Source organism: Streptomyces sp. NBC_00873 (assembly GCF_045207415.1).
GTDB lineage: Bacteria > Actinomycetota > Actinomycetes > Streptomycetales > Streptomycetaceae > Streptomyces.
Genome location: NZ_CP108803.1, coordinates 2,200,375 through 2,212,468, shown reverse-complemented (window position 1 = coordinate 2,212,468; position 12,094 = coordinate 2,200,375). Strand labels below are relative to the sequence as shown.

Here is a 12,094-nt window from a genome sequence, read left to right as displayed (position 1 = left end):
CTGCGGCGACGGACGCGGGCCTATGTGCACGGCTGCTTGGGCCCGTGGGCCAGAAGAACATTTGGCAGCTCGCCAGGCACGCCAGCCACACCATGCCCCACGGGCTGCAGCACCTGCCCAGCCGGGCCTGCTGGAACACCGACGAAGTACGCGACGTCCTGCAGGAATACGTTGCCGACGGACTCGGAGACCCGGCTGGCGTGCGAATTATCGGTTCCGCCGGGTCGGCCTCGCGGGAGTAATCTCCTCGGCATGACAGACCTGCCCGACGACCTGGTGCAATTGGAGTCTTGGTCGGGGATTCGCAGAATCCCGACCGGCTGCCTCACGTCTTCACGCCGACTGAGGCGAAGGCGTGGCTGCTCGGCGTGAAAGACTCGGACTTCGACTTCCTGCTCGAGCTGTGATGTTGTCCTGGGCCTCCCGCGTGTTCGTGCCGTGGGCCCAGGACAGAACGATGCAATGAACCGTCCCTGGAGGGTGGCTCACCATGGTCGACGGAATCCGGTCCGCTCATCTTGTCGAACGTCTTCACCTGATGCCGCGTGAGGCCCGCCAGTTCGGCGGGGCAGCGTCCAGTGCTTGCCCAGCCGTCTGAACAGCCGTCGCGAGTCGATGCGTCGCGACGGCACCTGATACGAGCCGTTGAGGCGCTGGCCGTCGTGCACCTTTCCCCACAGCTCGTACCGACGGTCGTCACCGGCAACTTGAGGACGGGAGCGGTCCCTCGTGGGACTGGCTGCCGCGCTGATCGTCAGGGCCGTTCGAGTGGTGGCCGTTAGCGTGAGGGCCGTCGAGAGGGGCCAAGTCGGAGTGTGGGGAGTCGTGAGCGGTCTTACCGAGGCGAAGCTGAGGTCGCTCGCCGGGGCGCGTTCGTTCGAACGCGGGCTCGGTTACGTCGATGCGGTGTCCGGTGTGGAGGTCGGTGACGGCTGGATCAGGGCGTCGGTCCGCGGCACGGAACGATATGAGGTGGAGCTGCTCCTGGGCGGGCGCAGGGGACCGCCGGGCACGTGCGACTGCCCGTACGGCCAGGAGGGCAACTTCTGCAAGCACCTGGTCGCTCTCGGTCTGACCGTGATCGCCCAGGAGGCAGACCTCCCCCGCCGGCGTGAGTCGGCCCGCGACCGGGCGCGGGGCCTCGACGCCTGGCTGTCGGGTCTGTCGAGGGAGGGACTACTCACCCTCGTACGGTACGAGATGGCCGAGGACCGGCAGCTTCGGCGCCGTTTGGAGCCACGGGCGGCGAGCGCCAGGGGAGACTTGGCGGGGGTCCGGGCCCGGGTACGTGAACGGCTCGACATCGCCCCGTTCGCGCGGTACGGCTACGTCGAGTACGCCTACGCCGACCAGGCCGGACAGGCGGTGTCCGCGATCCGGTCGTTGACCGAATCGGATCGGGCCACCGACGCGGTGGCGCTGGCGCGGGAAGCGATCGGGCTGCTGGCCGGGGTGGTCGAAAGCGCCGACGACTCCGACGGCAGGCTCGGCCAGATCGGCGCCGACCTCGCCGACGCCCACCACGACGCCTGCCGCGCGGCCCGCCCCGACCCGGAGGACCTCGCGCACTGGCTGGTGACCCACGCGCTCGACGACGCGGCCGACCTGACCGACATCCACCCGCTCGACTACGAGGACCTGCTCGGGGCGCGGGGAGTGGCCGCCCTGCGCCGGTACGCGGTCGACGCGTGGAAGGCCCACCGCACCGCTGGGCCGAGAAGCATATGATGCAGCGCCTGGCGAAGGCGGGGCGGGACGTCGACACAGCGATCGCCGTGCACGCTGCCGACCTCGCGTCGAACGGCCACCCACCTGCTCATCGCCCGCGAACTCGACATCGCGGGCCTCCCTGCCGAAGCCTTGAATGGGCCGAGCGCGGCATTCGTGAGACCGAGGAACTCGCCACGGTCGACACCACCCTGGTCAACCATCTCGCCGACCGCTACCAGCAGACCGGCCGTCTCGCGGACGCCGTCGCCCTGCGCCGTGATCACTTCACTGCTCGCCCCACCTTGCTCACCTACCAACAGCTGCGCGCCGCCGCCCGGGCCGCCGATCGCTGGCCGACCGAGCGGGAGAACGCCTTGGCCCTGCTGCGCGCCGAAGCCGAACGGAAGAACACCCACAGGGGCTCCGTCCTGGTCGACGTCCTCTTGGACGACAAGGACATCGACGCCGCCTGGCAGGTCGCCACGGAGTTCCGTGCCCACGACGGCCAGTGGCGCACCCTCGCCGACCAGTCCCGCCGACGCCCTCTCCGTCTACCTCCGCCTGGCCGCCCCGCTCACCCGCCAGACCGGCAACCACGCCTACGACCAACTCGTCAGCCTGCTGCTGAGCATCCGCGACTGCCACCACCGCCTGGACACACCAGACGATTTAACCGCGTACGCCGCCGACCTGCGCGCCGCCCAGAAGCGCAAGCGGAACCTGATGCGGCTGATGGACGCACATAGCCTGTGAGTCAGGAAGGCGATTGAGCCGGACAGCGGGCTGCTCCACTCGGACGCGCATCTGCGCCCCATGGGTCAGGCTGCGTTTGAACCCGACGGAGGGCCATCGTCCGTCAACAGGGATGCCGCACGGACGGCATCGCGGTCGGCATGCTGGGGCAGGTAACGACTCGCCCTACCGTGCCAGGTAACGACCAATTCGTCTCGTGCCCGGGTAGCCGCTACGAAGAGCAGGGAACGGGCTCGCTGTTCCTCCTGGCGGTATCGGTCCGGGCTGCTCAGCCGAAAGGCCTCGATGCGCTGATGCGGCACCATGCCTTCACTGACACCCGCCAGGAACACCCGCTGGAATTCCAGTCCCTTGAACCGGTGCATGGTGCCGATGTGCACGGTGTCGGTATCACGGGGCCCCTCCCGGCCGATCTCGCTCGCGGGGATCAGGAACGGCTTGCACGCCAGGGTGTAGGCGAGTTGTGTGACGGCGGCCTTGTCGGGCACGCTGACGGCCATGGCCGCGTACGGAGTGCCGTAGCGCTCATGGCGCTCCTTGAGCAGCGTGGCGATGGCCCGCATCTCGGTTTCCCAGTCGGGAGCACGCCAGTACTGAGGGGCCAGCCCGGTCAGTACGGACCGGTACCCGTCCAGGGTGTCCGGACCGTCGTCGAGATCGTCGAAGCTTTCACCGTGCACCAGGCCGTGTGCACTGCCCAGGATCTCCCGCGTCGTGCGGTAGTTCAGGGTCAGCCGCCGGGAGGCCCGTCCAGGGGTACTGATGCCGAGCCTGCCCAGCACCACCTGGTGCGAGTAGATGCGCTGGTGGGTGTCGCCGACCAGGAAGATGTCGTCCGGCCCGGGTGCCGCCATCGCACGCAGCATCCGCCAGTGCGAGGCCGACAGGTCCTGCGCCTCGTCCACCACGACGTGCCGATAGCGGGGCTTGTGGAACATGCCGCTGCCGGCCTCACGATGGATGAGGTCCAGGCCGCCGTGCTCCTCCTTGTATCGCGCCTGCTCGACGGCTTTGGCCATGCGGCGCCCTTCGATCCGCGCGGCCTCGTCGGCGATCAGCGCGTACGTGGTGCGCCGGGGTGGTCCGTCCAGCAGAGCGCGATACGTCTCCACCAGCTCCCATACCTGCTTCCGGTCCGCCCGTTGCAGCACACCCCGGCCTCGTCGTTCGGCGCGGAGGTACAGACGTTCGGTACCGCAGCCCTGCGCGAGGATGACGTGCTTGAACTCCGAGTCGAGGAAGTCGGCGTCGTAGTCGAAGACACCCACCTCGGCGCACGCGCGGTGCCAGAGCGCCATGGCCTCCTCGTCGCCCATGGGCGTACCGAGCACGGAACCCGGATGCTGCTCGACCACTTCCCGGGCGAGCTGGTCCACGGACTTGACGTCGACCCGGCGTACGAGTGCGTCACCGCCGAGCCGATGCAGGCGCTCCCTCAGATCGGCGGCGAGGTTCGTGTTGTACGTGGTCAGCAGTACGGGCCGGGTCTGACCCGGCGGCAGCTGGGCGACGAGGTGCCGGACCCGGTGGAGCGCCACGACGGTCTTGCCGGTGCCCGGCCCGCCCGTGACCTTCGCCGATCCTTTGAACGATGCGGTGGCGAGCCTGTGCTGCTCGGGATGGAGGAAGAGCCGCCAGGCGTCGAAACTGTCCCCGAGCGCGTCCAGGACTGCCGAGTCCTCCGTACTCACCTGGGAGACGGGGCGTCGCGCCGCCCGGGCCCAGTCCTGCGGATCGACTTTCTCCTCGGCCCGCCACTGGTCGGTGATGAATCTGCGGACCTCGCGCGGCTCCATGCCGTCGTGCAGTGCCAGCAGCACGTCCCGGGTGAGTCCGGGGAGGTTGTGACCGAGCACGGCCACCAGCTGGCGGCTGTCGGTGATCCGTCGCAGGGCGGGCAGCAGGGAGGCGATGACACCGAGCCCGACCAGCTCCTCGTCGCCGTAGCGGGCGAAGAGGGGGACCGGCAGGGCGGCCGGAATGGCCTCGGAGGACGATGCGGCCTCCACGACGGCCGGAGAGTCGGCCGGAGAAGCAGTGGGAGAACCGGTTGCCCCGGCGGCCGGGGACTCCTCCGGAGCGGTACCCGGTTCCGGACCAGGCTCCGGCCGCGCAGGCATCGCCACCACATTGGCGCTGACCTCGCTCTGGTCGACGAGCTCGACCCCGCCCGAGACCGCGTTGATCTCCACGGTCAGCCGAGCGAGTTCGTCTCGCGCCGCCGGCCCGACCCGGACGGCCAGCAGACTGAAGCGGTTCTCCTCGGTTTCAAGAAGCAGCCCCATGCGACTGCCGTCGAGCGCGGCGAGGAACAGGCGCCCGTTTCCGCCCGCCTCTCGCAGGAAGGTCAGCCGCAGCGCGCGGTTGGACCGGTCGGCCCGCAGCCGGCGGACGAAGTCGCCCACCGCGTTCTTCGTGGCCGCGTCGAGGCGCCGGATGTCCTCGTTGGCCTGCGGTGTGACCGCGACCTGTGTCCTGACCCCATGGCTCATCGCCCGTCCCCTCCCTCTCCGGATGCGCTCTCCTGCCGGTCGTCGAGCAGGGCGGCGAGCTCCTTCTCGTCCCAGCCACCCGGGGCCCGGACCCGCCACCCTGCGGCCACGCACTCCGCCATGTAGGCGCCGTCGGCCGCGTCCTCGTCCAGGACGACCGCGATCTTGTGGTCCGGCCAGGCGAGTTCCAGTGGTCGGGAGACACCAGTGGCATCCCAGCCCGCTTCGGCGGCCCGCACCTCCCCGCGCTCCGCGAGCGCTTTGGCGAGGGCCTCGATCGCCGGATCGCCCACGTACGACAGCTCGCGCAGGACGAGCTCCCAGGCGGCGCGTTCCAGCGCCGTGGGCGCCGCGTGTGCCCCGACGGCTTCGGGCTCGGCATTCGGAGTCGCCCCGGCGGCCGCCTCCGGCGACGCCTCCCGGTCCTCCCGTTCCGGTACGACGAGCCCCGTGCCCGGCAGCTCTTCACGCAGGGCCGTGAGGAGTCCGTCCGCCCGTACGGCCGTGGTCGCCAGCAGCCCCGCGTCGAAGGAGTCCAGCTCGCTGCGGGTGAGTTGGAGCCCATCGGCCCGGCCGATTCCCGTCGGATCCAGGAACTGGAGCACGTTCCCCCAGCACAGCCACGCCTTCCAGCGTCGCCGGTGCGTGTCACTGTCCCCGGCGACGGCCTCGGCACGGTCGTCGAGCACGGCCAGCGCGCTCAGCCCCTGCGGTTTCACCCGGGCGTCGCCGATCAGCGTCAGAGGCAGGCCAGAGCCGTCGCGCACGGGATAGAGCTTCAGCCCCTGACCGCTCACCGGTGGCCGGGCGTCGCCCCGCAGAGTCGCCTCGATCCACGGAACGGCGGCCTCGGGAGAGGCGTCGACCACCTCCTCCCGCTTCGCCAGCGGGAGCAGACCCGCGACACAGAGCCGGGCCAGCGCGTGCCAGCGTCGGAGATCCGGGTCGGCGAGGAAGGCGAGCAGGGCGGGGACGGCACCGGCGAACAGCCGGTCGATCTCGGCCGGATCCTGCCGCTGCCGCGCCCAGTTGCAACGTGCCCGACCGCCTGGTGCGTCATCGCCGTCGACGGCGTACGGCGGCCACGCGGCCTGTGCAGACGGCCCGGCCAGGGCAGGGGTGAGTGCCTGCGCGGCTTCGTCCCCGTCCGCCGCCGCACCGCGTCCGGCTCGGGCGCGCAACTCCTTCTCCCAAGCCATGACGTCGTCCCAGGTGATCTGCCAGACCAGCGTGCCGTCGGCACGCAGCCGGGCCCGCTTGGCGGCGTCCCCCGCGATCCGGTTCGTCGCCGCGGATGCGTGCCACCGGTAGCCGTCCAAATAGATGGCCACCGGCATGGGCGGCGCGCCGTCCGAGGTGGTCTCACCCGCGACGGGGCGCAGCAGCAGATCCGGCACCGTGCCCTGCGCATGCAGCGGCTTCTGCGCCACCGACTCCCAGCGGATCGGCGAGCCGTCCCGTCGGCGCAGCGTGAACTGCTTGCCCTGGCGACCGGTCGGGGTCTCCTCGTGCTCCACGTCGGCCTGGTTGGCGGGATCGGCGAGCCAGCGGTCGAGGCAGTCGATGAAGCGCCGCTCCAGGTCGCTCTGGGCCTGCCGGGCGAAGCGCCTCCGGTCCTCCTCCTCGGCCTCCGTGCGGCCTGCCCGGTCCTTGCGGACGGACTTGACGTCCCACCGGCTGTGCCCGTCCTCACCGAGCACGTCGTCGAGCATCCACAGGGCTTCGCGGCGGTCGAGGAGCGGGTATTCGCGCTCCGGCGCGTACCCCAGCAGACACAGGTGGCACGCGCGCCGAGACCCGTCCTTGCAGGGGCAGTCGCCCAGGTACTCCTGAGCTGCCGCCAGCACCGCCCGGAACTCCTCGCCCACACCCTCGACGAGCCGCTGGAGATATCCCGTGCCGCCGGGCAGCGAGTCGTAGAGCACCAGGTAGTTGCGGGTCAGCCCACTCTCACGGTCCGGCTCCGTGCTCGGGGTGGACCGGATGTGCGCCGGGTCCCCGCCGTAGCGCAGCGCGAGCCCCAGGTGCAGGGCGGCGGAGAACGAAGCCAGCCGTTCCGGCACGTGCAGGGTCGCGGCGGGCAGCAGGATGCGCAGTGCCTCGGTGCGGTGCTCGGTGGCGGTGATCACCCGCCGGTCCTGGGCCTGGACGGACCGGCCACGGCGCCGTGTGGGACACCAGGGACGGTGGTGGGCCAACTCCGGGCGTCCGGCGAGGGATTCGGACAGCTCTTCCTGTGCGGGGGTGTGTCCGGGCTCACGGTCGGTGGCGCCGCCGCACAGCGGACAGAGCACGAAGGGCGTGATGGTGACCTCGGTGCCGGCGAAGTACGTGTCCGGGCGGCGGCTCAGCTTGGCGGGGCCGAGGTTGAACCTCCGGATGAACGCCTCGCGCACGTGGTCGACGCCGAAGGTGGCTCCCGAGTGCCGCCAGCTCTCCTTGATCGCGGCCGGGTCGATGTCCACCGCCGTGGCCGTCGAGTAGTAGCGCTGGTTGCGCGAGTCGTGGTCGTCGATGATCCGGGCGTCGTCCCGCTTGTCCCGGGAGGTGACCTTGTGCGGGACGATCACGTGGTGCAGCGCGGCACGGCCGCCGATGCCGGGTCCGGCGCAGCGGGGGCAGGGCGAGGTGTCGGCCTCGGCGTTCTTCGTGCGGACGTGTCCGCACTCCCGGCAGACCCGCCAGGCCACCACGGCCGAACGCGGGTCCTCCTCGTCCTCCTTGGGGCGCGGGCCGAGATCGAAGCCGTCGATCGTGTGGTGGTAGCCGAGGACGTAGTACGAGTTCCCGGGGGCGAGCTCGGTGAGCGCCGACTCGGACGGCCGCGTGTACGTCCGGGTCTCGGTGCGCCACTGGGACGCGGGTGCCTTGTCCGCGTCGGCATCGGCGGCGCCTCGGGCGCGCCGGGCGGGCTCCTTGCGGGTCAGCGCGGCCTCAAGGCGTACGCCGTCCTCCACCAGGCTGTAGTTCGGCAACAGACCCCATTCGACCAGGAACGCCTGGGCCCCGGCCTGTGCGAACTCCTGGAGCTGCTTCGCGACGACCATCGCCTCCCGGGCGAGGTTCCGCTTCTCCCGGGCCTCGTCCTCCACGTTCTCGTGCAGCGCCTCCGCCGCCTCGTTGATGAGGGCGCGGCGGTCCACGAGTTCGGCCCGCTCGGCCTCCCATGCCTCCTCGGCGTCCCGCAGCGTATCGGCCAGCTTCCCCGCAGCGTAGCGCTGCAGCGCCGTTCGGGCGTCCCGGGAGACTCCCGAGTCCGGCACTCCGTCGATCTCGGGGAACAGCTTCAGGAAGTCGTCGACCAAGTCCCTCCGGCCGGTCACGGCCTGCGAGAACCGCCGCAGCCAGCCGACCCGCCCGAACAGGGCGGTCACCCGGTCGGGCAGCGGGATCACACCTTCCAGGCGGCCGCGCGCGGCCAGGTCGATGAGATGGGCGACGTACTGGCGGCGCAGCAGCTCGCCCGCCGACAGGAAGCAGCCGGGGGGCAGGATCCGTCCCGCGATCAGCTGTCGGGGCTCGGACAGGTGGTAGAGGGCGCGCGGGCTGGTGTCGGCCAGCGACACCATGAGCGCGTTGCCTGTCGAGCGGCCGGCCCGGCCGACCCGCTGGACGTATCCGGCGGTGCTCGGCGGTATGGAGGCCAGCACGACCGCCTCCAACTGGCCGATGTCGATGCCCAGTTCCAGGGTGGGCGTGCAGGAGAGCACGTTCGGGTCGGTGTGCCGGACACCCTGCCGGAAGCCCTTCTCGACCTCCTCGCGCTCCTTGCGGCTGAGCACACCGGTGTGCTCAGCGGCGACCACGCTGTACGGTCCCGCCTCCCGGTACAGTCGCCGGTAGTAGTCCGACCGGTAGTCCCGCCCGGCCCGGCCGGGAGCCTGCGCCGAGGGCACCGCCAGCTGCCCCGCGCAGCCCTTGAGCGGACAGGGCAGGCCCTGCCACACCCCGACCCGCTCCGGCGGCACCGTCTGCGTCCAGCCGCACTCCGGGCAGGCCAGCGCCGCGTGCGCCGTCTGCTCGTCGGTCAGTGGCCGCACCCGGATGTGCCCGGGCGTGAGCCCGTAGACCCCGTGTCCCTGGCCGTTGCCGCCCGCCTTGTCCTCCCCGGTACGCCGGTGGGCCAGGGCGCCGATCTCGGTGTCCGCCAGGCGTGGCAGCAGTTCGGCCAGGTAGCCGGTGGCGAGGGTACGGTCCATGTCCAGGCAGCGCTCGGCGAAGTCGGTGTACCAGCTCTCCCTGGTGTCGACCCGCTCGAAGTCCGTCTTGCCCGCACGCGACCCGACCAGGACGAAGGCCGGCGCGTCCGAGTTCCAGCCGAAGGCCTGCATGCCCTCGGGACGCCCGCCCCAGATCGTGTACCGGCTGCGCCCCTCGGCGTCGATGAACTTGTCCAGCCACTCGTGCCGGATGCCGCCGCTGATCCGCACGTGCTCCAGGAGCCCGCGCACGAACCCCTCGAAGCGGCGCAGCCGCTCCGGCCCGGACGCGGGAAGGGCGGGCCGTGCGGGTTCCCCGGCGGGCTCGTCGCCGTCTGCCTCCTCGGGGTCCACGGGCAGTTGTCGCCGCAGGTGTTCCTCGTACAGCCCTTCGGCGACCTTCGCCGCGCGCTCCGGGTCCCGCAGATGTACCTCGGCCGCCACCGTGCGGGTGAGCTCCAGCGTCCGGCCCATACGCGAGTTCAGCCCGAACTCCAGCAGGGTGTTGAACGCCAGTCGCTCCCCGACCAGGTCCCACGTCCCCTTGGGCAGCCGCTTCTTGCCGGTGAGGAGTCGCTTCACCCGGTCCACGTCGTGCAGGTCGGGCGGCACGACCGAGGCCAGCAGCTTCTCCTTGTCCACGGAGGCCCGCTTCACCAGCGAGGCGATCAGCTCATTGAGCGGTACGCCTTCGGCGGCGAAGCCCGGTTCCTCCACCGAGCGCTCCGCCAACTGCTCCTGGACGAGCGACCTCAGCGAGAACTTCCAGGCCCGCGACGCGACGAACCCGGCCCGGTGGGCCGCGTCCTGCACGGAGTCGTTGAAGATCAGGGTTTTGCGCCGGTCGTTGCCCTCGGCGTCCTCCTTAGGCAGTTCTCCGCCGGTGAACAGCTGTGTGACGGCCACCGAGGCGAGCGGGGCCACACCGGCACCGAGGAAGCGGATGCCCTGCGCCTGCCCGCATGCCGGGCAGCGGTCCTGCTTCGCGTACTCGTCACGGTCGGCGTTGTCGAACCACGTCTTGACGAACACCCCGTTCTCCGGGGCCTTGGCGATCGAGCCGTCGGCGCGGAACACCTCGTCGGGGTCGATCGGGCGCAGTGCCTCCCCGCTGTCCTCCAGGACGAGCACCGTCGCCTCACGGATCGCCGCCCGCTTTCCGCGTCGCATGCGCCGGTCTAGCGCCTGCCGCGCCTGCTTCGCCACCTCGGCGGGAGTCGCCGCGATGAGTGCCCGTACGCGGGCCTTGCCGGTGCCGCCTCCGGCGCTGAGCCGGTAGATGTCGTCGGGTGCGGTGACCAGGGCGTTCGGGTTGCGCTCCGGGCTGATGGCGCTCCAGCCGGACCGCCCGCAGTGCCGACAGTACGTGGACGGCAGCCGTCCGGCCCGCGCCACGGCCCGGCGACGGTCCTCCTGCACGGCGGAGGCGACGGCGGCGGTGGCGGCCTGGTCGGCGTCCGTCCAGGAGAAGACGGGCTCCGGCGAGACGAACCTGAGGACGCGGGAGAGCGAGCGCACCCACAGGTGCGTCTCGACGAGCAGCAGGGGCCGCTCCTTGTCGTCGGGCGCCCCCGGGTCACGGGCCACGGAGATCAGGGCGATGAACCGGGCCAGCGCCTTGCTGGCAGCCTCCGGGTCCTGGGCCGCCGTCACGCGCCATGCGGAACTGGTAGGGAAGGCGGCAAGGATCTCCTCGGCCGTGAGCGGCTGGTCCACGTCGGCGGTCAGCAGATCGTGGGTGAGTGGGTGCGCGAGGAGGCGGCGCCCCATCTCGCGGGCGTCGGAGGTGTCACAGCCGAGCACCAGGCGGGAGACCTCGTCGAGCCCGTCGTCGGCGGCGGGAGGATCGGGCAGGGCCACGAGGTCGGTGGGAGAGGGCAGCGGCAGCGACAGGTCGACGGGGGAGAGGAAGGAGTTCAGGTCCCGCCGGTCCTCCCCGACCACCGCGTCGTCGGGGAACCGCACGCCGAACACCTGTGAGGCCACGTCGAGCATGGCGCGGGGACCGCCCGCGCCGCCCTGGTCCTGCCGGTCGCTTACGGGCGACTCGCCGAGGGTCGCCGAGGTGGCCACCGGGCAGATCGAGCCCAGCGGCCGGCCTTCCTCAGCAGCCCCGACGACCGCGCCGAGCCGCCGGAGCAGCATGGCGACGTCGGTGCCCTGGGCACCGTCGTAGGTGTGGAACTCGTCGATCACGATGTACGCGAGGTCGGCGTCGACCCACAGCGGGGTGTCCTGCTGCCGCTGGAGCAGCAGGTCCAGCATCTTGTAGTTCGTGATCAGGATGTCCGGCGGATTCCGCCGGATCTCGGCCCGGTCCACCGCGACCCGCCCGTACGGTGAGCCGTTCTTGGCGGAGCTCGCCTCACCGATGTAGAGCCCGGCGGTCACGTCTTCGAGCCGGACGTCTTTCAGTAGCTTGCCGATGCGGTCTGCCTGGTCGCCGGCGAGGGCGTTCATCGGGTAGAGCAGCACGGCCTTGATCCCGTGCTTGCCGGCCGCCTTGGCGCGGCGGCAGTGGTCGATGATCGGGACGAGGAAGGACTCCGTCTTGCCGGAGCCCGTACCGGTGGTGACGAGTGTGGGCTGCGGGACGTGCCCGTCCTTGGTGGTCAGACGGGCGAAGGCCTCGGCCTGGTGCGCGTACGGCCAGAAATCGCCCTTGTACCAGTCGAGGTGCCGCTGCCAGCCGTCCTCGGCGGCCCGGAACGGCCGCCGGATCCGGTGGTACGGCCCGCGGAAGAGCCCGTCGACCGGGTCGGTGAGGAAGCCGGTGAGTGCCTCCTGGGTGGCGGGCTCGGCCAGCGCGAAGGTGGTGGTCAGATATTCGACCGTGGTGTCGCGCAGCGCCTGCGCGGCGAGTGTGGGTCTCATGGCGCCCGCCGGCCCTCCCCCGTATGTCCTGCTCCGGGTCTGCCCCGGACTCGTGTCACCGATCGG

The 12,094-nt window shown here is 71.2% G+C and carries 3 protein-coding genes and 1 pseudogene; 2 read left to right on the top strand and 2 right to left on the bottom strand.

Features of this window, described 5'->3' with window-relative positions; genetic code table 11:
- Positions 1-290 precede the first annotated feature (290 nt).
- Entirely contained in the window at positions 291-407 is a 117-nt protein-coding gene (locus tag OH809_RS09995) for a DUF397 domain-containing protein (RefSeq protein ID WP_406422745.1), read from the top strand.
- Between the two features lie 418 nt (positions 408-825).
- A pseudogene (locus OH809_RS09990) lies at positions 826-2,463 on the top strand (SWIM zinc finger domain-containing protein).
- Between the two features lie 65 nt (positions 2,464-2,528).
- Here the strand turns inward: OH809_RS09990 and OH809_RS09985 are convergent.
- Positions 2,529-4,955: a UvrD-helicase domain-containing protein gene (locus tag OH809_RS09985; protein WP_406422746.1), complete on the bottom strand. Its 2,427-nt coding sequence runs from the start codon at positions 4,953-4,955 to the stop codon at positions 2,529-2,531.
- Positions 4,952-12,028, bottom strand: a complete 7,077-nt coding sequence (locus OH809_RS09980; RefSeq protein ID WP_406422747.1) for a DEAD/DEAH box helicase — start codon at positions 12,026-12,028, stop codon at positions 4,952-4,954. The genes OH809_RS09985 and OH809_RS09980 overlap by 4 nt, the downstream gene beginning before the upstream one ends.
- Between the last annotated feature and the right edge of the window lie 66 nt (positions 12,029-12,094).

Coding starts and splice junctions, on each gene's coding strand:
- OH809_RS09985 (WP_406422746.1), bottom strand. CDS start 4,955: ATGAGCCATGGGGTCAGGACACAGGTCGCGGTCACACCGCAGGCCAAC.
- OH809_RS09980 (WP_406422747.1), bottom strand. CDS start 12,028: ATGAGACCCACACTCGCCGCGCAGGCGCTGCGCGACACCACGGTCGAA.